Annotated in this window: 21 protein-coding genes and 1 pseudogene; 15 read left to right on the forward strand and 7 right to left on the reverse strand. The window is 69.0% G+C overall.

What is annotated here, in order from left to right; all coding sequences use genetic code 11:
* From HNR73_RS31935 to HNR73_RS31945, 3 genes are all read right to left on the reverse strand, one after another.
* Nucleotides 1–1749: a glycoside hydrolase family 27 protein gene (locus HNR73_RS31935; RefSeq protein ID WP_184791414.1), complete on the reverse strand. Its 1749-nt coding sequence runs from the start codon at nt 1747–1749 to the stop codon at nt 1–3.
* An 80-nt stretch (nt 1750–1829) separates the two neighbouring features.
* A complete protein-coding gene (locus tag HNR73_RS31940; RefSeq protein WP_184791415.1) occupies nt 1830–3272 on the reverse strand; it encodes an endo-1,4-beta-xylanase in 1443 nt (480 codons plus the stop codon).
* A gap of 49 nt (nt 3273–3321) precedes the next feature.
* Complete coding sequence (locus HNR73_RS31945) at nt 3322–5298, reverse strand: family 43 glycosylhydrolase (RefSeq protein ID WP_184791416.1); 1977 nt, start codon at nt 5296–5298, stop codon at nt 3322–3324.
* A gap of 315 nt (nt 5299–5613) precedes the next feature.
* Here HNR73_RS31945 and HNR73_RS31950 point away from each other — a divergent pair, with 315 nt between their 5' ends.
* The 8 genes from HNR73_RS31950 to yjfF all read left to right on the forward strand — a co-directional run bounded on the left by HNR73_RS31950 (nt 5614) and on the right by yjfF (nt 17252).
* Nucleotides 5614–6654, forward strand: a complete 1041-nt coding sequence (locus HNR73_RS31950; RefSeq protein ID WP_184791417.1) for a LacI family DNA-binding transcriptional regulator — start codon at nt 5614–5616, stop codon at nt 6652–6654.
* Between the two features lie 288 nt (nt 6655–6942).
* Nucleotides 6943–8454, forward strand: a complete 1512-nt coding sequence (locus HNR73_RS31955; protein ID WP_239122267.1) for a sigma-70 family RNA polymerase sigma factor — start codon at nt 6943–6945, stop codon at nt 8452–8454.
* A gap of 205 nt (nt 8455–8659) precedes the next feature.
* Complete coding sequence (locus HNR73_RS31960; protein ID WP_184791418.1) at nt 8660–10585, forward strand: beta-L-arabinofuranosidase domain-containing protein; 1926 nt, start codon at nt 8660–8662, stop codon at nt 10583–10585.
* A gap of 42 nt (nt 10586–10627) precedes the next feature.
* The gene (locus HNR73_RS41275) at nt 10628–12160 is read left to right on the forward strand and encodes a non-reducing end alpha-L-arabinofuranosidase family hydrolase (RefSeq protein WP_184791419.1); all 1533 of its coding nucleotides are present in this window, start codon (nt 10628–10630) and stop codon (nt 12158–12160) included.
* Between the two features lie 518 nt (nt 12161–12678).
* Nucleotides 12679–13653, forward strand: coding sequence for an ABC transporter substrate-binding protein (locus tag HNR73_RS31970; protein WP_203686692.1), 975 nt, complete (start codon nt 12679–12681; stop codon nt 13651–13653).
* A 28-nt stretch (nt 13654–13681) separates the two neighbouring features.
* Entirely contained in the window at nt 13682–15223 is a 1542-nt protein-coding gene (locus HNR73_RS31975; protein ID WP_184791420.1) for a sugar ABC transporter ATP-binding protein, read from the forward strand.
* Nucleotides 15220–16257 carry an ABC transporter permease gene (locus tag HNR73_RS31980; protein ID WP_184791421.1) on the forward strand — a complete coding sequence of 346 codons (1038 nt, stop codon included), beginning with the start codon at nt 15220–15222 and terminating at the stop codon, nt 16255–16257. The genes HNR73_RS31975 and HNR73_RS31980 overlap by 4 nt, the downstream gene beginning before the upstream one ends.
* A complete protein-coding gene (yjfF, locus tag HNR73_RS31985) occupies nt 16254–17252 on the forward strand; it encodes a galactofuranose ABC transporter, permease protein YjfF (RefSeq protein ID WP_184791422.1) in 999 nt (332 codons plus the stop codon). Before HNR73_RS31980 ends, yjfF begins: the two co-directional genes overlap by 4 nt.
* Nucleotides 17253–17338: 86 nt before the next feature.
* Here the strand turns inward: yjfF and HNR73_RS31990 are convergent, their stop codons facing one another.
* Nucleotides 17339–18064 carry an SDR family NAD(P)-dependent oxidoreductase gene (locus HNR73_RS31990; protein WP_184791423.1) on the reverse strand — a complete coding sequence of 242 codons (726 nt, stop codon included), beginning with the start codon at nt 18062–18064 and terminating at the stop codon, nt 17339–17341.
* A gap of 105 nt (nt 18065–18169) precedes the next feature.
* Here HNR73_RS31990 and HNR73_RS31995 point away from each other — a divergent pair, with 105 nt between their 5' ends.
* From HNR73_RS31995 to HNR73_RS32005, 3 genes are all read left to right on the forward strand, one after another.
* On the forward strand, nt 18170–19009 hold the full coding sequence (locus HNR73_RS31995) for a LysR family transcriptional regulator (RefSeq protein ID WP_184791424.1): 840 nt from the start codon (nt 18170–18172) through the stop codon (nt 19007–19009).
* A gap of 145 nt (nt 19010–19154) precedes the next feature.
* Nucleotides 19155–20276 (forward strand): hypothetical protein, encoded by a 1122-nt coding sequence (locus tag HNR73_RS32000; RefSeq protein WP_184791425.1) that lies wholly within the window; start codon nt 19155–19157, stop codon nt 20274–20276.
* Between the two features lie 7 nt (nt 20277–20283).
* Nucleotides 20284–20616 carry a hypothetical protein gene (locus HNR73_RS32005; RefSeq protein WP_184791426.1) on the forward strand — a complete coding sequence of 111 codons (333 nt, stop codon included), beginning with the start codon at nt 20284–20286 and terminating at the stop codon, nt 20614–20616.
* A gap of 135 nt (nt 20617–20751) precedes the next feature.
* Here HNR73_RS32005 and HNR73_RS32010 read toward each other — a convergent pair whose 3' ends face one another.
* A complete protein-coding gene (locus tag HNR73_RS32010) occupies nt 20752–21114 on the reverse strand; it encodes a VOC family protein (RefSeq protein ID WP_184791427.1) in 363 nt (120 codons plus the stop codon).
* A 283-nt stretch (nt 21115–21397) separates the two neighbouring features.
* On the opposite strand from HNR73_RS32010, the gene HNR73_RS32015 reads away from it, so the two are divergent.
* The 4 genes and pseudogenes from HNR73_RS32015 to HNR73_RS32030 all read left to right on the forward strand — a co-directional run bounded on the left by HNR73_RS32015 (nt 21398) and on the right by HNR73_RS32030 (nt 25132).
* On the forward strand, nt 21398–21769 hold the full coding sequence (locus tag HNR73_RS32015) for a YciI family protein (protein WP_184791428.1): 372 nt from the start codon (nt 21398–21400) through the stop codon (nt 21767–21769).
* Nucleotides 21766–22962, forward strand: a pseudogene (locus tag HNR73_RS32020) (RNA polymerase sigma factor). Before HNR73_RS32015 ends, HNR73_RS32020 begins: the two are co-directional and overlap by 4 nt.
* A gap of 142 nt (nt 22963–23104) precedes the next feature.
* The gene (locus HNR73_RS32025) at nt 23105–23674 is read left to right on the forward strand and encodes an RDD family protein (RefSeq protein ID WP_184791429.1); all 570 of its coding nucleotides are present in this window, start codon (nt 23105–23107) and stop codon (nt 23672–23674) included.
* Between the two features lie 642 nt (nt 23675–24316).
* A complete protein-coding gene (locus tag HNR73_RS32030; protein ID WP_184791430.1) occupies nt 24317–25132 on the forward strand; it encodes an inositol monophosphatase family protein in 816 nt (271 codons plus the stop codon).
* On the opposite strand, the gene HNR73_RS32035 is transcribed toward HNR73_RS32030, so the two are convergent.
* Both HNR73_RS32035 and HNR73_RS32040 read right to left on the reverse strand, forming a co-directional pair.
* Nucleotides 25129–26007, reverse strand: a complete 879-nt coding sequence (locus HNR73_RS32035; protein ID WP_184791431.1) for an HAD family hydrolase — start codon at nt 26005–26007, stop codon at nt 25129–25131. The two genes, HNR73_RS32030 and HNR73_RS32035, sit on opposite strands and share 4 nt — an antisense overlap.
* Nucleotides 26008–26013: 6 nt before the next feature.
* The gene (locus HNR73_RS32040; protein WP_184791432.1) at nt 26014–26634 is read right to left on the reverse strand and encodes a hypothetical protein; all 621 of its coding nucleotides are present in this window, start codon (nt 26632–26634) and stop codon (nt 26014–26016) included.
* Between the last annotated feature and the right edge of the window lie 112 nt (nt 26635–26746).

A 26746-nucleotide genomic window follows, 5' to 3' on the forward strand; every position in this document is an offset into this window, starting at 1 on the left:
CTAAGGTGCGTGTGCCGCGTCCCGGGAGCCGCCGCGCGGCGCGGGAGGGAATGGCGGAGACGGCGTATGCCGCGGGGCGAGATCGGTGAGCGGTGGGCCGATCGTGGCGGCCAGTCGGCTCCAGCGCTGGTTGGCGCCTCCGTGGCAGGTCCAGACGATCACGGCGGTGCCGTTCGTCGTCGCACCGCCGTTGACGTCCAGGCACAGCCCGTTCTGGGCGTTGGCGATAGCACCGTCGCTGTTGAGGGTCCAGCGCTGGTTCGCCTGGCCGTTGCAGTCCCAGACGCGGGCGCGGGCGCCGGGCGCGGCGCCTGGGGGTGCCTCCAGGCATTTGCCGAGGACCTGCAGGGTCTCGCCGTTGCGGGTGAAGCGCTGGTTGGTCCCGCTGTGGCAGTCCCAGATGAGCATCGGGGTGCCGTTGGCCGAGGAGGCGTGGTCGACGTCGAGGCAGCGGCCGGAGGCCTCGCCGCGCAGACGGAACGTGGGCGGCGGTTCGGTGGTCCCGCCTCCGCTGACGCGGAAGACGGCGGTGCCGTGGGCGGGGACGGTCGCCGAGATGGCGCCGGTGGTCGTCGAGGAGGCACCGGTCCACAGGTCGCGGAGGGTGAAGGAGGAGCCGGTCTTGCCGATCGCCGCGGCCGTGGTGGAGACGGTGGTCGCCGCGTTGCCCTGGTTGAACAGGGCCACCGCGACGTCGCCGTCGGCCAGGCGTTTGGCCAGGACGCGCCGGGTGCCGTCGCCGGCGACCTGGATCGCCTGCAGGCCGAGGGGATCCTGGTCGACCGCGATCAGGTCGGCGTTGTTCAGGATGGCGAGGGTGGCGGCGCTGCTGCCGCGGATGTCGTTGCCCGCGATCAGGGGTGCGGCCATGATCGCCCACAGCGCGAAGTGGCTGCGCTGCTCGGTGTCGGTCAGGCCGCTGCGCCCGATCTCCATCATGTCCGGATCGTTGAAGCCGCCGGGTTGTGCGTAACCGGCCAGGGGGACGTTGACGTTGACGATGTTCTGAATTCCCATGGGGTAGCCGTTGCTCTGACCGGTGTCCCAGGCGTTGGTGATGTCCTCGGTGGTGCGCCAGAGGTTGGCGACGTCGCCCCAGTCGCGCAACGGCCCCGTCTTGGCGTGGATGCTGTTGGGGTTGATGCTGTAGACGATCGGGCGGCCCGTCGCGGCCAGCGCGTCGCGCATGCGGGCGAAGGTCGCGACCTGCTCGTCGATGCTCCCCTCCGGGGAGCACCAGTCGTATTTGAGGTAGTCGACGCCCCAGGCGGCGAACTGGCGGGCGTCTTGGACCTCGTGGCCCCGGCTGCCGGTGGCGCCCGGATAGGCGCCGAAGTACTGCGCGCAGGTGCGGTCGACGGGGACCTGGTAGATGCCGAATTTCAGGCCCTTGCCGTGCAGGTAGTCGCCGAGGGCCTTCATGCCCGAAGGGAAGCGGTTCGGGTCGCCCTGCAGGTTGCCCGCCGGGTCGCGGTTGGGGTTGAACCAGCAGTCGTCGACGACCACGTACTGGTATCCGCGCTCGCGCATGCCGGTGCCGACGATCGCGTCGGCGGTCTGGCGGATCAGGGTCTCGTTGATGTTGCAGCCGAAGGTGTTCCAGGTGTTCCAGCCCATCGGCGGGGTGCGGGCCATCCCGTTGTCGTGGGCTTCGGCCGGGGGTGGGACGGCCACGGTGGCCAGTACCGCGGCGACCGCGGCGGCCAGCACTGCGGACAGTAAGCGGTGTCGCGTTGCCGGTCGGTTCATCTCTGCTCCTTTGTCGCCGTGGGTGCGGGTGCGGCCGGTGGTGCCGACCGCACCCGCGCCGGTTCAGGGGACGGGGTGGCTCAACCGCGGCTCCACTGCTGGTTGGCGCCGCCCCAGCAGCCGTAGAGCTGCAGTTGGGCACCGTTGGCGGTGCCGGATCCGACGACGTCGAGGCACAGCCCGGAGGTCTGGCCGGTCACCGTGCCGTTGGTGTTGAGGGTCCATTTCTGGTTGGCGCCGCCGTGGCAGTTCCAGACGATGACCGCCGTGCCGTTCGCGGTCCCGCCGCCGGAGGCGTCCAGACAGCGGCGGGTGTCTCCGGTGTAGACCGACAGTTCGCCCGCGCTGGTGTAGGTCCACTGCTGGTTGGCCGCGCCTGAACAGTCCCAGATCTGCACCCGCGTGCCGGGTGTCGTCGACGAGTTGGGGACGTCGAGGCATCGCGCCGAGCCGACGCCGCGCAGCGGAGCCGCGCCGGGACCTGGGCCCGGGCCCGGACCGGCGCCGTTGAGGGCGGCGAGCACCGAGGCGTAGGCCGTCTTCTTCTGGTAGTTGCCGTCGAAGAGCAGCGGCGTGGCCGAGGAGCGCCAGGAGTACTTGTCGGTGACGCCCCACACGGTGATGCCGGTGCAGCGGGCGACGGCGAGGCAGGCCTGGGTGACGCGCTGGTAGGCACCGGCCTGTCCCGTTCCGGAGCCGCCGATGTCGAGTTCGGTGATCTGCACGTCGACGCCCAGGTTGGCGAAGCGCTGGAGGTTCGACTGGTAGCTGCTCAGGTCGGAGTTCCAGTCGAGGTGGCTCTGGAAGCCGACGCAGTCGATGGGCACGCCACGGTTGCGGAAGTCGACGACCATGTTGTAGATGGCGGTGCTCTTGGCGTTGACGCCGTCGGTGCCGTAGTCGTTGTAACAGAGTTTCGCGCCCGGGTCGGCGGCTCTGGCCGCGCGGAAGGCCTCCTCGATGTAGCCGCCGCCGAGTCGCTGCTGGAAGATCGACTGCCGTCGGCTGCCGTCCCATTCGAAGGCCTCGTTGACCACGTCCCAAGAGTGGATCTTGCCGCGGTAGTGGCCGGCGACGCCGTTGATGTGGGAGACCATGGCCTGGCGCAGATCGTTGCCGGACAGACCGCCGACCCAGCCGGGGTACTGGGCGTGCCAGACGAGGGTGTGGCCGCGGACGGTCATGCCGCGGCTCTGCGCGCGGGAGACGATCTGATCGCCGCCGCCGAAGGTGAACTGGCCGCGGTTGGGTTCGGTGGCGTCCCACTTCATCGCGTTCTCGGCGACGAGGCTGTTGAACTCGCGGTCCATGGTGGAGGCGTAACCGGCCTCGCCGAAATAGTTGGGGGCGACGGCGGCGCCGAAGTAGCGGCCGCTCTGGGCGGCGGCGGCGCCGAGGGTCTCGGCGGCCTGTGCGGGGGCGCTGAAGGCCACGACACCGGTCGCGGTCAGACCGAGGGTCAGCGCGACGGCGAGCGCCGTCCGCAGGCGGCCCCGCCTTCGTAAGGGTGAGCTGGTGGACATGACGACTCCTTGATCGAGGTGGGGGCGTGTGGTTGTCACCGGCCCGGGCTCAGCCCGGGCCGACGGTGACGGTGGGTGCCGTGGCCGGACCGGTCGCGGTGAAGCCGAAGACCTCGCGGGTCTGCCCGGCCTCCACGCGGCCGTTCCAGCCGAGGTCGGTGGCGGTCACGGTCGCTCCCGACTGCGACCACGTGGTGTTCCAGGCCGAGTAGACGGTCTGCGCGCCGGGCCAGGTCCATCGCAGGGTCCAGCCGTCGATCGCGGTGGCACCGGCGGTGACGGTCACGGATCCCTGCCATCCCTGGCCCCAGTCGCCGGTCACCGTGATCGCCGCGGACGGCGCGTCGGGGTCTGGGCCCGGTCCGGGAGGATCACCGCCGGGGTCCTCTCCCGGACCCGCGAGCACGAAGCGCCGGACGATGACGCGCCCGCCGAGGGCCTTGGTGGCGTAGTTGAAGACGCCGTAGCGGTAGCCCATGAAGAACTGCCAGGCGTTCTTCAAGGTGAACGGCGGCCCCAGGACGGTGAAGTTCGTGCCGTCGAGGCTGTAGGAGAAGCGTGCCTGCCGGCCGCTTCCGGCGCGGATGTCGGCGGTGGCGCGCAGCCAGATCCGGGTACCGGTGACGGCGGCGCCGGCGGTTTCGGATCCGGTGCTCGTGGTGTTCCAGGCGGCGTCCATCTCGATCCCGGCGACGGTGACGACGCGGCCGGCGGTGCCGTCGCGTTTGACGCCGATCCACGCCGAGGAGTCGCGCAGCATCGCGAGTCCGGCCCGGTCGCCGTCGGCCATGCCGGTCAGGTCGAGCTCGACCGTCGCGGTGGAGTTCGGTCCCGGTATCCGGTGGGTGAGGGTGTTGCGGGCCCAGTACAGGTCGGTGGTGACCGTCGCGGTCTGCAGGGTCAGTCCGTTGCCGACGTGGTAGCGGGCCGTGTCGGGGTTGTGGTTCCACTCCCAGTGCGGTCGAAGCGCGGTGCCCTGGAAGGTGTCGGTGCCGGTGAGCGGCGCGGCAGGACGGGGTGCGAGGTTCGGTAAGGGGTACGACGCGCCCCAGGCGCCGCCGACGGTGTCGACCTGCGGCCAGCCGTCCGCGGTCCACGTGATCGGAGCCAGCGCGGGAACACGGCCGCCGGGGTAGGCGTCGACGAAGGCCATGTAGTACCACTGGCCGCCGGGAGTCGAGACCAGACCGCCCTGGTGGGGCACGCCGCCGCCGGGCACGGGGCCGGGCATGTTCAGCAGCACCTGTCGCAGTTCGTAGGGCCCGAAGGGACCGGCGGTCGACTTGAGGATGTACTGCCCGTTCGCCGGACGCGTCAGGAAGATGTAGTACCGGCCGTTGATCTTGTAGAAGCGGGAGCCCTCCAGTGTCCCGATGCTCGACGGGGTCTGGAAGACCTGGCGGGTGGTGACCTCGCCGCGCGCGTCGGCGCTGAGCCGGGCGACGTGAATGGCGGTGTTGCCGTAGGCGACGTAGGGGGTGTCGTCGTCGTCGAAAAGGAGCCCGGCGTCGTAGTAGGCGCGCGGGATCTCGGCGTGCCGAGTCCAGGGGCCCTCGGCGGTACGCGCGGTGTAGACGTAGGTGCGCGCGAAGTCGATCTGGCCGAGCCAGTAGAAGGTGCCGTTGCTGCGGCGGTGGCCCAGCGACGAGGCCCAGATCCCGCGGACGTAGCCCCGGCCGCCGTTGAGGTCGTACTTGGCGCCGAAGTCGAGCCGGGGTACCGAATGCCCGGCGAACTCCCAGTTCACCAGGTCCCACGAGCGAAGGACCGGCGCGCCGGGCGAGTAGTGCATGGTGGACGCCGAGGCGTAGAACACCTCCCCGACGCGGATCACGTCGATGTCGGCGAAGTCGTGCCAGATGACGGGGTTGGCGAACGCGGCGGTGCCGACGGGGCCCGCGGCCGAAGCGGCACCGGCGACGGTGGCGGCCAGCGCCCCGGCGCCCGCTCCGAGGAGGGTGCGACGGCTTGTGTTCTGGGCGAGCCATGACGCGGGGGTGATATCCCTGCGGTCGGGTGGGGACATGGCGGTGCCTTTCCACTCGGACGTGGCCGGATCGCGAACTCGGGCGTGGCGGCTCGACTCGTCGTCCGCGCCGGCCTGTGCTGAGGAGTCGCCGGGACTCCGTGGACCTTGCCGGTGAACGGTGTTGCGAGCACACCGCCGCACCGGAAACGGGTACGCCGCGGGATCGGAACCCAACGCCCCGCGACGGACTATTTTCGAAACTTTTCGCGAAAGTTACGCTTCCGTGACTATAGGGATCAGGCACGGCACCGGTCAAGCACTCCCCCGGGACGAAACCGAGGACGCCGAGCTCACTGCGGCTAGACTCTCGCGATGGCTTCCACAGGCGACGAGGCTCAGCCGGGCGGCGAGCCGCTGACCATCGCGCAGCTCGCCGAACGCGCGGGGGTCTCCATCGCGACGGTGTCCAAAGTGGTCAACGGCCGCCTCGACGTCGCCCCCGACACCCGCGCGCTCATCGAAAGCCTCATCCGACGGCACGGCTACCGCCGCAAGCGGCGCGCCAGCGAGGCCGCACCGCTCCTGGAAGTCGTCTTCGGCGAACTGCACGGGCTCTACGCCGTCGAGATCCTCAACGGAGTCGGCCACGTCGCCCGCGACCACAACCTCGGCGTCGTGGTGTCCGAACTGCACGGCCGCCACACCCCCGGCCGCGGCTGGTTCGAAGACGTCCTGACCCGCCGCCCGATCGGCGTCATCGCGGTGTTCGCGAGCCTCACCGCGGACCACGCCGAGCGGCTCCGCGGCCGCGGCGTGCCCCTGGTGCTCCTCGACCCGACCGGCGACCTCGACGACGGGATCCCGTCGGTGGGCGCCGGCAACTGGAACGGCGGCCTGGCCGCCACCCGGCACCTGCTCGCCCTCGGTCACACCAGGATCGCGGTGCTGACCGGACCGCCGCACATGCTCTCCAGCAGGGCGAGGCTCGACGGCTACCGCACGGCGATGGACCTGGCCGGTGTGCCCGTCGACCCGGCACTGGTCCGCATCGGCGACTTCCAGATCGCCGACGGCCGGCACCTCACCCGCGAACTGCTGCGCCTCCCCGAACCACCCACCGCCGTCTTCGCCTGCAACGACGCCGAAGCCCTCGGCGTCTACCAGGCCGCCACCGAAGCCGGCCTGCGGATTCCCGACGATCTCAGCGTCGTCGGCTTCGACGACCTCCCGATGGCCGAATGGAACATCCCCCCGCTCACCACCGTCCGCCAGCCGCTCAGGGAAATGGCGGTGAGCGCGGCGACGATGCTGGTCACCCTGGCACAAGGGGAAGAACCACCGCAGCGCCGGGTGGAACTCGCCACCGAGCTGATCGTGCGCAGCAGCACCGCCCCGCCCGCGAAAGCACGGTAGCCCCCGCACACCGGACGGCCAATCCGCGACACCGCGCCCCACGGCGCCGAAACTTTCGAAGAATGCCCGGCAACGATCGGCCGCGAGCGCGGGTCACCCAGCGACCAGATGCCCCGAGTAGCAACGCATTGACCCTTATCGGCCCTCGCGATAAGTTGGCTGCCGACACGCGATGGGACCGCTCCCACGACTCTGCGTGAGCCGTCGGCACGGCCCACGGACGCCGGAAGGCGGCGCAGGTCTCCGCACGTCCGCCAGGCCGGCGGGCACTCCTCAAGGTGGTCGGGAATGCGCATCATGGACGCCAGCCACGTCGACCTCGTCGTCGCCGCCCAGGGAGGCGACGACCGGGCACGCGACGCACTGATCGCGATGTACCTGCCGCTGATCTACAACGTCGTCGGACACGCTCTTCGCGGCCACGCCGACGTCGACGACGTCGTGCAGGAAACCCTCCTGCGCGCCGTTCGCGACCTGCCCACCGTGCGCGACCCGAACAGCTTCCGGTCCTGGCTGGTGGCCATCGCGATCCACCAGATCAGCAGCCACATGCGCCGACGCCGTACCGGCGGCGAAGTCCTCGCCGTCTTCGACGAGCGATCCGAGCCACCGCACCCGCAGCCGGGATTCGAGGAGACGACCATCCTCCGGCTCGAACTGTCCGAACAGCGCCGCCACGTCGCCCAGGCGAGCCGCTGGCTCGACCCCGAACACCGAACCACCCTCGCGCTGTGGTGGCAGGAGGCCACCGGCACCATGAACCGACGCGACCTCGCCGCCGCACTCGGCGTGAGCGCCGCCCACGCCGGAGTCCGGCTCCAGCGCATGCGCGAACAACTCGACCAGGGCCGCGCGATCGCCGCCGCGCTCGCCACCGAACCGGCCTGCCCGCGACTGACCGCCGAAATCGACGGCTGGGACGGCCGGCACAGTCCACTGTGGCGCAAACGCATCGCCCGGCACGTCCGCGACTGCCCGGCCTGCCGGACCGCGGCCGGATCCCGCCTTCCACTCGAACGCCTCCTGCTCACCTTCGCACCCCTCACCGTCCCCGCAGGACTCGCCGCCGGACTCATCGCCAAAGAACTGACGACCGCCGCGACGGTCACCGCCACCGGGATCAAGTTCGGCCTACTCGGAAAACTCGCCCAGGCGCTCATCTCCCACCCGGTCGCCGGAACGCTCACCGGGACCGCGCTCGTCGTCGCCGGCACGGTCGCCTACGTCACCGCCCCCGAACCCCGGCCACCGGTCGTGGTCACCGCCCCGACAGCGGGCAAGCCCGAACAACTCCCGGCCACCCCCCAGGAAACCCCCGTCTCCCCACCACGCCCCTCCCCGTCCGACCCGAACCCACCGCGGAGCCCGCTCGTCCCGCACGGGTCCTGGTCACTGGAGTCGGTCGCCGCCAACGGCCAATACCTCACCCACACCGGAGACCTCGCCGCCCTCGCGGTGGCCGGCGACGAGCAGAACCGCCGGCGCGCCACCTTCACCGTCGTCGCAGGACTCGCCGACCCCGACTGCGTCACCTTCCGCGCCGCCGACGGCCGCTACCTCCGCCACTACGAACTCCGCCTGCGACTCGACGCAGACCAGGGCACCGCCCTGTTCCGCGAGGACGCCACCTTCTGCCCCGTCGCCGGAGCGACGGACGGATCGGTGACCCTGCGAGCGCACAACTACCCCGGGTCGGTCATGCGATCCCGCGACGGCGGCATCTTCCTCGACGGCTCCGACGGCAGCGAGGTCTTCGCCCGCGAGAGCTCCTTCGTCATCCGCGACCCGCTCACCGGCTGAGACCGCACACGATCGGTGCGGCGTACCGGAGCCCCCGTCCATAACGACTTCTCCCGGTGATCCCTCTCACCGAGACGACGCAGCGAACACGCCGGGATTTCCGTTACGACAAGGCCACCGGCGGTGCCTCCTCTCATAGACGGACCGTTCACGTCGCCGACCGGGTTGGGCCGGCCGGCGCCGCCCACGTCCCCCGGGAGCACCCATGTCCTCGACCCTCGACCGCCGCCGCCTGCTCCAAGCGGCCGGAGCCGGCGCCGTCGCCGCCGTCGCCCCGGCCACCGAAGCGACCCCCGGCCCGGCGTCCCTCACCCCCGCACGCTCCGACATCGGCGTCTCGGCCTACGCCTTCGCACTCGGCCGAGTACGGCTCGGCCCGAGCCGGTGGCTCGACAACCAGCACCGCACCCTGGCCTACCTGCGCTTCGTCGACGCCGAACGGCTGCTCTACAACTTCCGGGCGAACCACCGCCTCTCCACCAACGGCGCGACCGCCAACGGCGGCTGGGACGCACCCGCCTTCCCCTTCCGCACCCACGTGCAAGGGCACTTCCTCACCGCCTGGGCACAGGCCTACGCCGCCCTCGGCGACACCGTCTGCCGCGACAAGGCCGACCGGATGGTCACCGAACTCGCCGGATGCCAGGCCAACAACAGCGCGGCCGGATTCGGCGCCGGCTACCTCGCGGGCTTCCCCGAATCCGACTTCACCGCACTTGAGGCCGGCACACTCACCAACGGCAACGTGCCCTACTACTGCATCCACAAGACCCTCACCGGTCTCCTCGACGTCTGGCGCCACCTCGGCAGCACGCGGGCCCGCGCCGTCCTTCTCGCGCTCGCCGGCTGGGTCGACGACCGCACCAAGCGCTTGAGCGCCGCCCGGATGCGGGCCGTCCTGCGGACCGAGTTCGGCGGGATGAACGCCGTACTGACCGACCTGTACCAGCAGACCGGCGACGCCCGATGGCTGGCGGTCGCGCAACGCTTCGACCACGCCGCCGTCTTCGACCCGCTGGCCTCCAACCAGGACCGGCTCAACGGCCTGCACGCCAACACGCAGGTTCCCCAGTGGATCGGCGCCGCACGCGAGTACAAGGCCACCGGCACCACCCGCTATCGCGACATAGCGGCGAACGCCTGGAACTTCTGCGTCGGCGCGCACAGCTACGCCATCGGCGGCAACAGCCAGGCCGAACACTTCCGGGCGCCCCACGCGATCGCCGGCCACCTGACGGCCGACACCTGCGAACTCTGCAACACCCACAACATGCTGACCCTGACCCGTGAACTGTGGCAGCTCAACCCCGGCAGGGTCGCCTACGTCGACTACTACGAACGCGCGCTGCTCAACCACGTCATCGGCGCCCAGAACCCCTCCGACCCCCACGGGCACATCACCTACTTCACCCCGCTCAACCCCGGCGGCCGACGCGGCCGTGGACCCGCATGGGGCGGAGGTACCTGGAGCACCGACTACCAGTCGTTCTGGTGCTGCCAGGGCACCGGCGTCGAGGCGGGCACCAGGCTCACCGACTCCGTCTACTTCCACAACGGCACCACGCTGACGGTCAACCTGTTCCTCCCCTCGGTCCTCGACTGGAACCAGCGCGGGATCACCGTCCGGCAGTCGACGGCCTACCCGGCGAGCGACACCACCGCCCTCCAGGTCACCGGCGACGTCGGCGGGTCCTGGTCGATGCGGATCCGCATCCCCGCCTGGACCTCCGGCGCCACGATCGGCGTCAACGGCACCGCCCAGAACGTCACCGCCACACCCGGCACCTACGCGACACTCACCCGCTCGTGGACCTCCGGCGACACCGTCACCGTCCGCCTGCCCATGAGGGTCGCCACGCACGCGGCCGACGACGACGCCGACCTCGCCGCGATCACCTACGGGCCCGCCGTGCTGTGCGGAAACTACGGCGACACCGCCCTGAGCGCACCACCCGCCCTCGACGTCGCCTCGATCACCCGCACGAGCACGACCGCTCTGGCCTTCACCGCCACGGCCGACGGCAGACCGGTGCGCCTGACGCCTTTCCACGACGCACAGGGCTTCAACTACGCGGCCTACTGGCGCATCGGCGGCCGCTCGGCCGGCAACGGCACCGCCGAGCGCCTCTGAACCTTCACCCGACCCGAACCCCCCGAATACCAGGAGGAAGACATGCGCGACCATCTCCGGTGGTTCGCCCGGCTCACGGCACTGACGCTGCTGGCCGGGACGATCACCTTGACCGCGACCGCCGAGACGCCCGCCGCGGCCGACCCGCCGCCGCGCGCCGCGGCCGTGAGCTTCACCAGCACGATGATCGGCCAGGCCTCCGGCACCTGCGCCGACGTGCCCAACGGTTCGGCCGCCAACGGCACCCAGCTCCAGATCTACTCGTGCTGGGGCGGCACCAACCAGAACTTCACCTTCGCGCCGGCCGCCGGAACGGCCGACCAGTACAACATCCGGACCGTGGCGGGCTCCTGCGTCGACGTCTCCGGCGCATCCTCGGCCGACAACGCCGCGGTCGTGCAGTGGACCTGCCACGCCAACAACAACCAGCGCTTCCGGCTTGCGCCGGTGACGGTCAGCGGCGCGACGAACACCTTCAACGTCGTGGCCGTCCACTCCGGCAAGTGCGTCGCGCCCAGGGCCGACGCCACCGCCAACACCACCCTGCTCGTGCAGGCGCCGTGCGGCACCGCCGCCTCGCGCGTCTGGCGGGTCCCGGGCTACACCTCCGGCGGTTCGGGCTCACTGCCGAGCAGCTACCAGTGGAGTTCCAGCGGTTCGCTGGTGGGACCGAAGAACGACGGCCGCGGCATCGCCGGCATCAAGGATCCGACGGTCGTCCAGCACAACGGCCGCTACCACGTCTTCGCCAGCACCGCGAAGTCCGCGGGCTACAACCTGGTCTACTTCAACTTCACCGACTGGTCCCAGGCGAACAGCGCGACCTTCCACTATCTCGACCAGTCCCCCGTCGGGGCCGGGTACCGAGCCGCGCCGCAGGTCTTCTACTTCGCACCCCAGGGCCTGTGGTACCTCGTCTACCAGACCGGCAACGCGTCCTTCTCCACCAACCCCGACATCTCCAACCCCAACGGGTGGACCGCTCCGCGCCACTTCTACTCCGGCATGCCGCAGATCATCCGCGACAACATCGGCAACGGCTACTGGGTCGACATGTGGGTCATCTGCGACGCGGCGAACTGCTACCTGTTCTCCTCCGACGACAACGGCCACCTCTACCGCTCCGAGACCAGCCTGGCGAACTTCCCCAACGGGATGACCAACACCGTCATCGCCGCCCAGGACCCCAACCGCAACAACCTGTTCGAGGCCAGCAACGTCTACAAGGTCCAAGGCTCCAACCAGTATCTGCTGCTCGTCGAGGCGATCGGCTCCGACGGCCGCCGATGGTTCCGGTCGTGGACCTCGTCGGCGATCAACGGGGCATGGACGCCGCTCGCGGCCAGTGAGGCCAACCCCTTCGCACGCGCCAACAACACCACGTTCGCCGGCACTGCGTGGACGAGGGACATCAGCCACGGTGAACTGATCCGCGCGGGCACCGACCAGACGCTCACCGTCAGCCCATGCCAGATGCGTTACCTGTACCAGGGCCTCGACCCGAACGCCGGCGGCGACTACAACAGCCTGCCCTGGCGCCTCGGCCTGCTGACCCAGACGAACTCGACCTGCTGACCCGCGAGCACTCCCGGGCGAGCACACCGCGCGGTGGAGTGCCGGCCGCCGCGGCCTGCGAACCTCGGTTCGCAGGCCGCGGCGGCCGAGCGTCGTATGGCGAACCGACGGTCTCCGCTGCGACACGAGAAGCCGGGCGCGCCGAATCACCAGGAATGTTTGCGCTAACACTAGGTGGGCCCGCACCATTCGCCCGAAGGAGTGTTCCGGGCCTTCCCAGCGCGCTGCCATTGCGGCGGTGCGCCCGGTTTTGTGCCCAGAACGCGACTTCCTTGGCGATGTCAGCGGCATACCGACGCGACTTCCGTTGCCGAACTGGAATCATCCAGAACCCTTGACGACAGCAATGTGAGCGTTAACACTGTCAGGCAGTCAAGGCGAAACGCGGCCGATATCCAGCGGTCACGATCGCCACCCCTCGACCTCATCGCGGCCCGGCCGAGTCCGGGCCGCGGCCGATTACCCGACGGGTGCGACACGAACCGCTCATCGAGCCGTCGACCAACAAGGAGAAGCACGTGCTGAAAAAGCTCTTAACCACCCTCGCCACCGCGAGCCTGGCCCTGTCCGCTCTCGCCGCCTGCGGCGACGGCGGCGGTGACGGCTCCGGGGACGGCAAGACCGTCCTCGGCTTCGCCCAGGTCGGCGCCGAAAGCGCCTGGCGCACCGCCAACACCACCTCGATCCAGGAATCGGCCGCCGCCGCCGGGATCGAGCTGAAGTTCTCCGACGCCCAGCAGAAGCAGGAGAACCAGATCAAGGCGATCCGCTCCTTCATCCAGCAGCGCGTCGACGTCATCGCCTTCTCCCCCATCGTCGAGACCGGCTGGGACACCGTCCTCAAAGAGGCCAAGGACGCCAAGATCCCGGTGGTGCTCACCGACCGCGCCGTCGACTCCGCCGACGACTCCCTCTATGTCACCTTCCTCGGCTCGGACTTCGTCGAAGAGGGCAGGCGCGCGGCCAACTGGCTGGTCGAGGAGTACAAGGACAGCGACGAGACGGTCAACATCGTCGAACTCCAGGGCACCACCGGCTCCGCGCCGGCGATCGACCGCAAGACCGGCTTCGAGGAGATCACCTCGGCCGACCCGAAGTTCCAGACCATCGCCTCTCAGGCCGCCGACTTCACCAGGGCCAAGGGCAAGGAGGTCATGCAGGCCTTCCTGTCGGCGAACAAGGACATCGACGTCCTCTACGCCCACAACGACGACATGGCCCTCGGCGCGATCCAGGCGATCGAGGAGGCCGGACTCAAGCCCGGCGAGGACATCAAGATCATCTCCGTCGACGGCGTGAAGGACGCCTTCGTCGCGATGACCGAAGGCAAGATCAACGTCGTCGTCGAATGCAACCCCCTGCTCGGCCCGCAGTTGATGGACGTCGTCGCCAAGATCGCCGCAGGCCAGCCCACCGAGAAGCGGATCCTCACCGAAGAGGGCGTCTTCACCATGGACCAGGCCGCCGCCGAACTGCCCAACCGCAAGTACTGACCCGCCGCGACGACGAGAGGAGCCCGGGATGTCCCCAGCGGAACCGTCGCCGACGGCACCGGTGCTGGAACTGTCCGGCATCACGAAACGATTCGCCGGCGTCACGGCCCTCGACGACGTCGACTTCCGCTTGTTCCCCGGCGAGGCCCACGCCCTCGTCGGGGAGAACGGGGCCGGCAAGTCGACCCTCATCAAAGTGCTCACCGGAGTCCACCACCTCGACTCCGGCACCATCACCATGAACGGCACACCGGCCCATGTCACCGGACCCCAACAGGCACAGCAGGCCGGTGTGAGCACCGTCTACCAGGAACTCAACCTCTGCCCGAACCTCTCGGTCGCCGAGAACATCCACATCGGACGCGAACCGCGCCGCCTCGGCCTCGTCCGCTTCGGCGCGATGCGCCGCCGCGCCCGCGAACTCGTCGCCCGTCTCGGCCTCGACATCGACGTGTCAGCCCCACTGTCGGCCTACTCCCCCGCGATCCGGCAACTGGTCGCCATCGTCCGAGCCGTCGACCTGTCGGCCAAGGTCCTCATCCTCGACGAACCCACCTCCAGCCTCGACCGCGAAGAAGTCGACCAGCTCTTCACACTGATGCGCCGCCTGAAACACGACGGAGTCGCCATCGCCTTCGTCACCCACTTCATCGACCAGATCTACGACATCTGCGAACGCGCCACGATCCTGCGCAACGGCCGCCTCGTCGGCGAGTACCCGACAGCCGGCCTCGCCCACGTCGACCTCGTCACCAAAATGATCGGCAAGGAACTCACGGTCCTCGACGCCATCGAGGAACAACCGAAACCAGACCTCGCCGCCGTCGAGCACGGCGACCCGCTCCTCCGCGCCGAAGGCCTCACCCGCCGAGGCGGCATCCGGCCCTTCGACCTGTCCATCCACAAAGGAGAAGTCGTCGGCCTGGCGGGCCTGCTCGGTTCAGGGCGCACCGAAATCGTCCGCCTGCTGTTCGGCGCCGACCGCTCCACCGGCGGTCACACCCGCATCGCCGGACGCCGCACCACACTGCGAACACCACGCACCGCGATCGCCCGCCGCCTCGCCTTCTGCCCCGAAGACCGCAAGACCGAAGGACTGATCGCCGACCTGTCGGTCGGCGAGAACATCATCCTGGCCCTGCAAGCCGCTCGCGGCTGGGCCAGACCACTCCCCGCGCACCGCCGGACGGCACTCGTCGACGAGTACATCAAGGCCCTGCGCATCCGCCCCGCCGACCCCGACGCACGAGTCGGCGACCTCAGCGGAGGCAACCAGCAGAAGGTGCTCCTCGCCCGCTGGCTGGCCACCCACCCGAACCTGCTCATCCTCGACGAACCGACCCGAGGCATCGACATCGGCGCCAAAGCCGAGATCCAGCGCCTCGTGGTGACACTCGCCGCCGACGGCATGGCCGTGGTGTTCGTCTCCGCCGAACTCGAAGAGGTCCTGCGGCTCAGCCACAAGGTCGCCGTCGTCCGCGACCGCGAACTCGTCGCCGAACTCGCCAACGACGAGACCCTCACCCTCGACGGTCTCATGGAGATCATCGCGAGCGGAGGCGGCCGATGAGCCTCCTCCGGCACCGCCTCTTCTGGCCCCTGGCCGTACTCGCCGCGCTCCTCGCGGTCAACACCGCCTTCACCCCGGGATTCCTCGCGATCCGCGTACAAGACGGCCACCTCTACGGCAGCCTCATCGACATCGTCCGCTTCGGCGCCCCGCTGATCCTCGTCGCGCTCGGCATGACCCTGGTCATCGCCACCGGCGGCATCGACCTGTCGGTCGGCTCGGTCGTGGCGATCGCGGGAGCGCTCGCCTGCGAGTACATCGTGGACCTGCCCGACCAGGACGACCTCGCGGGCGTGCTGACCGCGATCGGGATCGCCCTGGCCGCCGCGGTGGTGCTCGGGGCGTGGAACGGACTGCTGGTCGCGGGCTTCGGCGTTCAGCCGATCGTGGCGACACTCGTCCTCATGGTCGCCGGACGCGGTGTCGCACAGTTGATCACCGCCGGGCAGAACACCTCGGTCACCAGCCCCACCTTCAAGGTCTTCGGCGGGGGCTATTGGCTCACCCTGCCCTTCCCGGTCCTGGTCGCCGCGGCAGCCTTCCTGCTGACCGCTCTGCTGACCCGCCGCACCGCCCTCGGACTGCTCCTGGAGTCGGTCGGCGGGAACCCGGCCGCCGGCCGCCTGGTCGGGATCCGCGCCCGAGGGCTCGTCGCGACCGTGTACATCGCCGCCGCCCTGTGCGCGGCGATCGCGGGACTGATGATCAGCTCGAACGTCTCGACCGCCGACGGGAACAACGCCGGGCTGTGGATCGAACTCGACGCCATCCTCGCCGTCGTCATCGGCGGCACCGCCCTGACCGGCGGCCGTTTCCACCTGACCGGAACCGTCCTGGGAGCGCTCATCATCCAGACCCTGTCCACCACGATCTACACCGTCGGCGTGCCACCGGAGACGACCCTGGTGTTCAAAGCCGTCGTGGTGCTGGCCGTCTGCCTCATCCAGTCGCCGCGACTGCGCGCGAAGTTCCGGCGCCGCCGACCGCCCGCGGCCGCACCGGCCGCGGCGGAGAAGGTGGAGGTGACGGCGTGACCGTCCTCGCCCGCCCCGGTCCGCCCGCCCACCGGCTGCGGACCGCGTCGCGACGCTACGTCTCCGTCCTGGCCACCACCGCGCTGTTGGCGCTGATGTACGGGATCGGCGCGGCCAACTACGACGCCTTCGGCTACCCGCAGGTGGCCGTGAACCTGTTCATCGACAACGCGTTCCTGCTCGTCGTCGCCGTCGGCATGACCTTCGTCCTGCTCACCGGCGGCATCGACCTGTCGGTCGGCGCGATGCTCGCACTGTCCACGATGCTCAGTGCGTGGCTGGTCACCGAGTACGGCTGGCCGCCGGTACTGGTGATCCCGCTCGTCCTCGCCGTCGGCGCCCTCGCCGGAGCCGGGATGGGCGCGATCATCCACCACTTCGAGATCCAGCCGTTCATCGTCACCCTCGCCGGGATGTTCCTGGCCCGCGGCCTCTGCTACATGATCAGCGTCGACTCGATCTCCATCGACGACCCGCTGTTCACCGAGCTGGCACAGCAGCGCATCTGGCTCGGCGAGGACCTGTTCGTCTCGGTGAGCATGCTCATCGCCCTGGCCGTCGTGGCGATCGCCTTCGTCGTGCTGCACTACACGCGCTTCGGCCGCAGCGTCTACGCCCTGGGCGGCAGTGAGCAGTCGGCGCTCATGATGGGCCTGCCGGTGGCCCGCACGAAGGTCGCGGTCTACGCCGTCAGCGGCCTCTGCTCGGCCCTCGGCGGCGTGCTGTTCACCTTCTACATGCTGTCCGGCTACGGGCAACACGCGATCGGGATGGAACTCGACGCGATCGCGGCGGTCGTCATCGGCGGCACCCTCCTCACCGGCGGCTCGGGCTTCGTGCTGGGCACGGTGCTCGGCGTGCTCGTCCTCGGCATGATCCAGACGATCATCAACTTCCAGGGGACCTTGAGCTCCTGGTGGACGAAGATCGTCATCGGTGTCCTGCTGCTGGCTTTCATCTTGCTCCAACGACTCATCGGATCCCGTCGCGCCTGACCCGCAGGACATTCCTACCCGCGATGGGGGTGCGGTCACCGCACCCCCATCGCGTCCGTCCACTCAAGACCCGGCACGGACGCCCGTCACCAGGGCACGGTGCCCGCGTCGTCGAAGAATCCGCCGGTCGGTCCGTCGTCGGGCAAGGTCGCCAGTCGCATCGCGATCGCCGCGCCTTCCTGCGGAGTGCGCACGCCCTGGAAGCCGTTGAGGTCGGTGGCGGTGAAGCCGGGGCAGCAGGAGTTGACCAGGATCCTGGTGTCGCCCAGTTCCCTGGCGTACTGGACGGTGATGGCGTTGAGGAAGGTCTTCGACGCCAGGTAAGCGGCGGGAACCGGCCCCATGTCGACGCCGGGCGTGGTCTGCAGGGTGAGCGAGCCGACGCTGCTGGACATGTTCACGATCCGCGGCGATGCCGAGCCGCGCAGCATGGGCAGCATCGCGTTGGTGACGCGGATGACGCCGATGACGTTGGTCTCCACGACCTCCCGCACTGTCGCGGGATCGACCGTGGTGGGCGTCTGCGGCACGCCACCGGTGATCGCGGCGTTGTTGACCAGCACGTCGAGCCCGCCGGCGTGACCGGCGACCAGCTCGGCCGCGGCGGCCGCGCTCGCGTCGTCGGCAACGTCGAGCGGAACCCCAAACGCGTCGATGCCGTCCGCACGCAGCTTCTCCACCGCGGTGTCCCGGCGCCACTGGTCCCGCGCGCCCACGCCGACCCGCCAGCCGAGGGCGCCAAGGCCCGCCGCGATCTCGTACCCGATCCCTTTGTTCGCACCGGTCACCAGCACGATCTTTCGTCCACTCATGTCACCGATCGTGGTGCCGACCCGGGTGCGGCGTCCAAGACCAACCGGGTGCACAGCGATACCGCACGGGTATCAGCCGTGGTGAACGCCCGATATGATCACGCGGTGGAGACCCGGGAGTTGCGATACTTCGTCGCCGTCGCCGAAGAACTGCACTTCGGGCGGGCGGCACAGCGGCTCACCATGGCGCAACCACCGCTGTCGCGCGCGATCCAGCGACTCGAACGGCGGCTCGGCGTGGTTCTGCTGCACCGCAACGCCCGCGGGGTCGCCCTGACCGAGGCCGGGTCGGTGCTCCTGCGAGAGGCCCGCACCGCCCTCGACGCGGTCGAAGCCGCCGAGCGCCGCACCCGCCGCGCGGCCACCGAAACGCCCGGTCTGGTGCTGGCGACGAAGGCCGGAGCGTCCCGCGAGCTGTTGTCGAAGCTGCTGGACGGCTACGCCGCCGAACCCGGCGCGGTCGCCGTCGAGGTGGTCCTGTGCGGGCCCGGCGAGCAGGAGAGGCTGCTGCGCGACGGGCGCGCCGACGTCGCTCTGCTCCAACGGCCCTTCGACACCACGGCCGGATTCGACACCGAGGACCTGCACACCGAACAGCAGGTCGTGGTCCTGCCGGCGGGACACCCCCTGGCCGACCGAACCCACATGTCGATGGCCGAGGTCACCACCCTGACCGACCTGCCCCTGCCACGCTGGCCCCGACGAGACGGAAGCCATCCCGGCGGACCCGGCCCACAGGTCCGCGACCACACCCAGCTCTTCCAGCTGATCGCACTCGGACGCGCCTGCGCGATCGTGCCCGAATCCCTCCGTGCCACCCTTCGCGACGAGCACGCGACGGTGCCGGTCCCGGACGCACCGGCCGTCACCACCGTCATCGCCTGGCCGCCGCACAGCAGATCCACCGCCGTCGCCGACCTCGTCCGCACCGCGACGCGGCTCTAGCCGGAGGCGGCACAACCTAGGGCGCAGCTCCGCCCGAACCCTTCGAGCCCGATGAGTCCTCATCCCGGAATCCGCCTGTTCGGCCGTACTCGAACACCACCCGGACGCGCAGGCTGACCGTGTAACACGACGCGGGAGGCGGCACATGACGGGCAAGTTCCACGTCAACCACAGCGGCATGAGCTCGCTGACCAACAAGACCCTGCAACTGGCGAACGTGATCGTCGAGGTTCGCAACCGCACTCGCAAGTACGCCCGGCCGGACCTGCTGTCGGCCGGTTCGGGGCTCCTCATCCACGAGCTGTATCCCGGGGTCGACACCGTCTACCAGCAGTCCGAGCGCTTTGGCATCCGTACCGGGCTCATGATCGGCGACCTCGCCGGCGGTGTCGCCGCCAGCAACAGCTTCTACGCCAGCGGCGACGCCCGCGCGGGAGCGAGTTTCGACGGCCTCATCATCGACCTGGGCGCGGACAACGCCACCGCGTTCGCCGGTCAGCCCAAGCCGGACGCGAAGTCCACGGCGTACGACCTGGGCTGCACCTGGCCCGAGGACCCGGCGATCCGGGACGGGGCACCGCAGACCAGTGACGCCTTCAAGTACGAGTTCAACGTCTTGGCCGGCGACATCCTCAGCATCAGCGAGGACGTGGCGGCACTGTGCGTCCTGCTGTTCGGGCGCGACCCCGTCGAGAAGTTCCTGAAACCCTTCGTCGGTGACTGGGACCAGTTGTACAAGGCGGGTGTGGAGTTCGAGCGCTACGAACAGTCGGTCGCCAAGACCGGTCGCAACCTCCAGTTCCTGTCGAACCAGATCCCCGTGGTCTGGGACGGCAACGCCGCCGGAAACGCCCGCGAGCACATGCTGGTCCTCGGGCAGCGCGTCGAGCAGCACGCGGCGCACTTCAAGAACGCCGGCACGCTCCTCAAACAGGCCGCGCAGGATGCCTACGACGCCTACGGCGCTCTGTCCACGGCGGTGAAGTTCATCATCGACCAGATGATCCCCGTCGCCAACGTCGCCTCGATCGTCGGCAAGAGCGTGAAGTTCCCGGCGAAGTACGCCTCGAAGGTCGCCGCGGCACGCAAGGAGTACGACTTCTCCACCAAGCGGTACGGGCTCTTCGACGACATCGTGAAGTACTCCAAAGGGATCCTCAACGTGCACTGGGATCCCGGCGCCATGGGCATTCCCGACGTCGTGAACCCCGACCGGGGAGGCTGGTTCGGCAAGACGAAGCAGGGCCCCTACCAGCCCGCGAAGTGAGGCGAGCATGGCCGAAACCCCACGCGAGATCGTGACCCGCGTCCTCGACCACCGTCTCCTGACCGACATCCGCGACGAGACCGACGATCCCCTGCTCAAGGAGGTGGTCGACGAGATCATGGCCGGGCGCTACAGCTGGGTCGAGGCGATGCGGAGCCCCACGTACGGGCCGTCGATCGCCGCCATGGTCTCGGCCGGCGTGCAGGCGCTGAAGGAGTTTCCACCCGCCGCCATCGACGACGGAGTGCGAGAAGTGGACCGGCTCGTCGAACTGGTAACGGAGTACGGAGAGGCCGCCCTCGATCCGGACTGGTCGGCCCCGGCACACGCCGACCAGTGACGGCGACGCACCGATGCGACCTGCCGGCGCGTACCGATCGGTGCGCTCTCGTACTCGCCCGCACGCCAGGACGAGACCGGCCGAAGCCACGCGGCCGACCGGCTCCCGGGCCCATGGGCCCGGGAGCCGAAACGGTCACTCCTGGATGACCGACAGCCAGTTGCCCGCCGGGTCCTTGAACCAGGCTATGAGCGGCCCGCCCGCCCGGTTGACGCCCTTGCCGTCGGTACCGGGCAGCCGCTCGAAGACCACGCCGAGTCCGGTCAGGGCGTCGACGGCGGCCTCGATGTCGGGGACCGGGAAGTTGAGGATCGTGAAGGTCGCCGGCTCGTGGCCGGGCTTCGGGTAGACGAGGACGTCACGGTCCCCGGCGATGTGCAGCGTCAGCATCCCGTTGGCCTCCGACACCCGCAGCCCGAGCGTCCGCTCGTAGAACTCGCGGGCCTTCGGCACGTCGTCCACGGAGAACCCGCTGAACGCCTTGGTGTGCTCGAACATGATGCGCTCCTTCTGATCGTCGCAGGTGGTCACGGCTTGAGGTCGACGGCCGCGCGTACCGAACCGTCCATGTAGAACGGGGTCGAAGCGTGCACGGCGACGAGGTCGGCGATCTCCTTCTCGGCAGTGCTCATCGGACCGGTCCTCTCCGGTTCGGCGCTCCCGGTGGGCGCCTCTCACCCGGGACGTAGCGGCCAGCTCCCGGTTCTCGACACGGTCACCGAACCTTTTTCCATCCCGGCGCCTATCGTGTGGTCACACGCCCGCGACGACGGAGGCACCGGTGAAGTTCCTCATCCTGATCCACAGCAACCCCGAGTCCCGTGCGCTGTGGGAGGAACTGACCGACGAGCAGCGCACGCGCTTCGGGCGAGGCCACCTCGACCTCACCCGGCAGCTGACCGACGAGGGAGTGCTGCTGTCGTCGGCCGGGCTACAGGGCCCCGAGACCGCTCGCCGGGTCAGCGTCCGCGACGGACGCACCATCGCCGCCGACGGACCTTTCGCCGAGACCAAGGAGTACCTCGCGGGCGTGTACCTCGTCGAGGCCGACGACCTCGACCACGCCACCGCACTCGCCGCCCGCGCACCCGACGCGGCGACCGGTTTCGTCGAGGTGCGCCCCGTGCAAGACCTGTCGTGGCTGGATGAATGACCACCGAACTGCTCCGGGAACTCACCCCGGAGGTCCTCGGCGCGCTCATCCGCCACTTCGGTGACTTCGAAAGCTGCGAAGACGCGCTGCAGGAGGCACTGGCGGCCGCCGCCGTCCAATGGCCGCGAGACGGCCTGCCCGGCAACCCGAAAGGCTGGCTCATCACCGTGGCGTCCCGCCGCCGGATCGGCCGGTGGCGCACCGACACCGCCCGGCGCAAACGCGAAGAGACCGTCGCGGCCCTGACACCCGGCGGACCCGTACCAGACACCGACGACTCGCTGACCCTGCTGTTCCTGTGCTGCCACCCCTCGCTGACGATGCCCTCGCAGGTGGCGCTCACGCTCCGCGCGGTCGGCGGCCTGACCACCGCCGAGATCGCGCGCGGACTGCTCGTCCCCGAAGCGACCGTCGCGCAACGCATCAGCAGAGCCAAGGCGACCATCAAACGCGACGGTGCCCGCTTCGCCATGCCACCCGGCAGCGAACGCGGCGAACGACTCGCCACCGTCCTCAACGTGCTGTACCTGATCTACACCGAAGGCCACACCGCCGGCTCCGGTGACCGCCTCACCCGGACCGAACTCGGCGCCGAGGCCCTGCGCCTGACCCGCATGCTCCACACGACCCTGCCCGACGACGGCGAAGTCGCCGGACTGCTCGCCCTCATGCTCCTCACCGACGCCCGCCGCCCGGCCCGCACGACCCACGACGGCACCCTCGTACCCCTCGACGAACAAGACCGCACCCGCTGGGACCACGGCATCATCGCCGAGGGCACCACCCTGGTCAGCAACGCGCTCGCCAGCACACCCATCGGGCCCTTCCAGCTTCAGGCCGCGATCGCCGCCGTGCACGGCGAGGCCGGACGCCACGAGGACACCGACTGGTAGCAGATCCGAGGCCTCTACGACCTGCTCGACACCCTCGCCCCAGGCCCGATGGTGACGCTCAACCGCATCGTCGCCGTCGCCGAGACCGACGGGCCCGACGTAGCCCTGGACGCCCTCGACGCCGCGGCGAACGAACCGGGCCTCGCCGGTCACCACCGCGTCGCGGCCGTGCGGGCGCACCTCCTGGAGCGACTCGGCCGTCCACGTGAAGCCCAGGCGCAGTACCTCGCCGCGGCGAAGGCGACACTGAGCCGGCCGGAGCGGGAATACCTGGAACGGCGGGCACGCGCGCTCGGGTGACCAGACGAGATGGAAGCCACGGTCGCGTCATGGCCGACCCCACCAAGAGCGGTTCAGTCCAACGTGGACGGTGCGGTAGCGTACGCGGTCCCGGCCGTTGCCCGCCGGGTTCTGCCCCGCCCCAGTGCCCAAGGACGCCCGTATGACCACCGAACAGTCCCGATTCACGACGCCCATCGACGACTTCACCGTGCCCATCGCCCTCGAAACACCTTCGCTCGCCGATCCCGGGCAGCGGTTCCTGGCCCGCCTGATCGACAACGCCATCGGGATCGGGCTGTTCCTGGCCTTCCTCGTCCCGGGATTCCTGCTCGCCGAGAACACCGAACGCGGCAGTGTCGCGCGCACGGTCATGGTCGCCGGCTCGGCTCTCATCGCGGTGCTGTCGCCGCTGCTCTACGAAATCGTCCTCACCGCCGTGTGGGGTGCCACCTTCGGTAAGAAGGCGATGAAACTGCGCGTCGTGCGGGTGTCCGACGCGCGGATCCCCGGCTGGACCGCCTCGACCTTCCGCGCGCTCGTCAGCGGCGTCTTCGGCCTGGTCCCGTGCGTCGGCTACCTCGACCCGATGTGGTGCCTGTGGGACAAACCCAACCGGCAGACACTTCACGACAAGGCCGTACGCACCATCGTCATCCGAATCGACCACACGCCCTACCGCGAGCCCGCCACCCTCAAAGGCCCACCCGCGACCGACTGGCGGAGCCCGTAGCGACCGGCCCGAGGTCGGCGTCGGACTGAATGTCTCACCGCTGCCCTCGGCGTTTCGTTGTCCCCCAGGCCACGAACGCTAAATTCCGAGCGGTCCGATCGGGGCACCCTCACATCGGGGTGGATGGAGGTATAGAGGATCTCCACTCAAAGGCCAGGTCGCGCCGGGCGTGGGCCGGACTGGTCGGTCGAGCCCGTACAAACGGGGGATGGACGCCTCGAAAGATAGGCTGTCAAGGGACCCCAGGGCGGTGAGAAAACCGTCCCTGAGCACGAGGAGCGCGCACGTGACCCTTGATGTGCCGACGACCCCCAAGCCCTTGCCGTATCGAAGCAGCGGTCCGCTCGTTGAGTGTTTGCAGGGCCTCGCGCCGATGTTCGGCGCCCTCCGTTCGGGCCGCGACCGTAGCGCGTGCGATGCAGCCAAGGCATCCGACTACGTCACCCAGTTTGGGTGGGTGCGCCGTTTACTCGGTGAATTGATCGGCCACCCGTCCGCGTCTTCGGCGTTGGATTGGGTTCGGTGCGGTACCTTACGGTCGGCGACGCCGATGCAATGTGATCACGAAGCGGCCCGGTTCCATCGAAACATGAGGAAGACTTGCCTGCCACACCGCTCCGACGACCCCAAGGGAAGCACGCAATGCATACGAATGCCTACCGGAACATCCCTGGTTTACAGGTTGTGCCGATGACTAAACCAGCTACCACCGCCGATTACCTTGAGTTCGCGCTGTCCTTGGCTCGGCGCGCTGGAGGACTCATCGCCGACGCCTTCAACACGAACGTGCAGGCTGACGTCAAAAGCGACGGCTCACCCGTAACGGAGGTGGACCGGGAGATCAACCGCCTGGTCATCGATGCGATCCAGGAGCGCCATCCTCATCACGCCATTCTGGGAGAAGAAGGCGCGGTGGGTTCCGGGAAAGAGGAATTCAAATGGATATGCGATCCTCTCGATGGCACAAAACCGTTTCTACTCGGCGTTCCGAACAGTGTCTTCATGATCGCTCTCATGCATGCCGGCAATCTACTTTTGGCCGTTGTCTACGATCCGTTCACTAAAAACATGTTTCATGCGATAAGGGGTCGGGGCGCATACTGCAACAATGACAGAATTCACGTCAGCGAGCAGCGGCTCGATGAGGGATACGTCGTCTTGGGCACCGACTCCTATCCGTTCATCGAGGGAATCCTTAACGCCGGTGGACGTGTCGAGCCCGTCTCGGGCAGCGGCTACAAGAGCATGATGATCGCCAAAGGCAGCGCGGTGGCCACGATCCGCCAGCAGGCCGACTTTCACGACGTCGCCCCTTCCGCGTTGATCGTCGAGGAGGCCGGCGGGAAGGTCACCGGGCTTGACGGCTCGCGACTGGTTCTCGACCGCGCGATCGGCGGAGCGATCATTTCCAATGGCGTCGCCCACGCCGAGCTCGTCGAACTCGCCCAAATGATCTAAGCCGTCAGCTCGTCCAAAAGCGTCAGCAGACCGAAGAGCGAGTCGACGATGTGATCGCAGAAGACATGGGCGCCAGTCCCTCGAATGTTCCCGCTGGCGAAACCAACACTGCGGATCCCCGCGAGTCGAATGCTGCATACGCCGGCCGCGCTGTCGTCGACCGCCACAGCGTGGCGCAGGGCGGTGGGATCCAGCTGGGCTCCGCGCGTCGCGGCTTCCAGATACGGCCACGGATGCGGCTTCCCCGCGTTGGCACCGAACGGGCGTAGCCAACTGCTCCGCATCGGCGCACACCACACGCCGTCGCAGACCTCGGATCCACTGGCGCATGCCAGATGGTGGGCGATGACCTCAAGCCCGACCCCGGCTTTTCGCTCGTTGCCGTTCGTTACCAGAATCAAAGGGACATCGTGCCTGCGAGCCCAGTCCCTCACCTCCCCGAATCCGGGCTCTAGAGAGATCTCCGCGGCGAGGGCGGGAATCGATCGGGTGAAGTAGAGGGCCTCGCAGACCTGCTCGTAGGTGGCCGCCAGCTCGGTCAGGCTCGCATCTAACGCATAGCGGCGCATGATGTGGGCTAAGTGCGTTCGCGTCGGCGCCCCCTGCAAGAGGATCCGATCCTCAGCCCGCAGGCGAATGTCGTTTCCGCCCGCGGCTCGTGCGGTCGCTTCGAGGATGTCGATCCAGAACTGTTCGCTTCTGAGGGTCGTCCCGTCAAGATCCATGAAAATGGCGGTCGGCGGGCCGGGCGGGCCGGACCAGTGGGGCATGGCGTAGGAGGCACTGACGCCATCCGGTCCGCTGATGGTGACCTGGGTGCCATCAGTGATGCGGATCCCCAGCGCGGTGAGGGCGGGGCTGGTGTCGTGCGACAACGGACGCTACCTCCGCTTTTTGCGGACTACCGGTTCCTTGGCGGCATCCGGCTGCACCGCACTCGACTCCTCGTAGCCACGTTCGATGGCCCGGCAGTAACGCCTGAAGCGCTGCTCGACCTGAAGCAGCGTCAGCACGAGCGCCAGACTGGCCGCGACGAGCGCGCAGACACGTGCCCCGGTCGCGTGGCGTGCAAGGGAGGCGATCAGGCCCGGCAGCAGAAGCAGCAGGCAGAGACACAAGACCCGCTCGATCCGCATTCGCTTCAGCTGCGACTCGACCTCCAGGTAGAGGTCGGGATTTCGGGCCATTATGGCCGTTCGCATGCGGCCGTGCGATATCGGTACCGCACGGGATCGCTTGACCTTGTTCAGCCGCCACTCGAATGCCAGCCGACTCATATTCTCCGCGAAAGTGCCCGCGGCATAGGCGAAGGCCGATCCTACGACGAACAATAAGGCGTCGGAGGGCGCACCGGCGAGGCCTCCGGTCAGCTGCTTCCAGACTCGGGCGGCCTCCGCGGGGAAGAACGCGTTGAAGGGCAGCACCAGCGCCGTCGTGAACAGCACCCCGGCTATAACGAACTCGATCACATTCGACAGGAATCTTCCGAGAGTCTCGGTCACGCTCTGAGCCCCGCTCGGTCGGCCGACCGATCATCCCCAGTGGACCGGTTCAGGCAACATGTAGCGAGAACTTTAGCAGAGGATGCGGATCGACCGACTTCGTCTGTCCCCA

The organism is Phytomonospora endophytica (assembly GCF_014202425.1).
Lineage (GTDB): Bacteria > Actinomycetota > Actinomycetes > Mycobacteriales > Micromonosporaceae > Phytomonospora > Phytomonospora endophytica.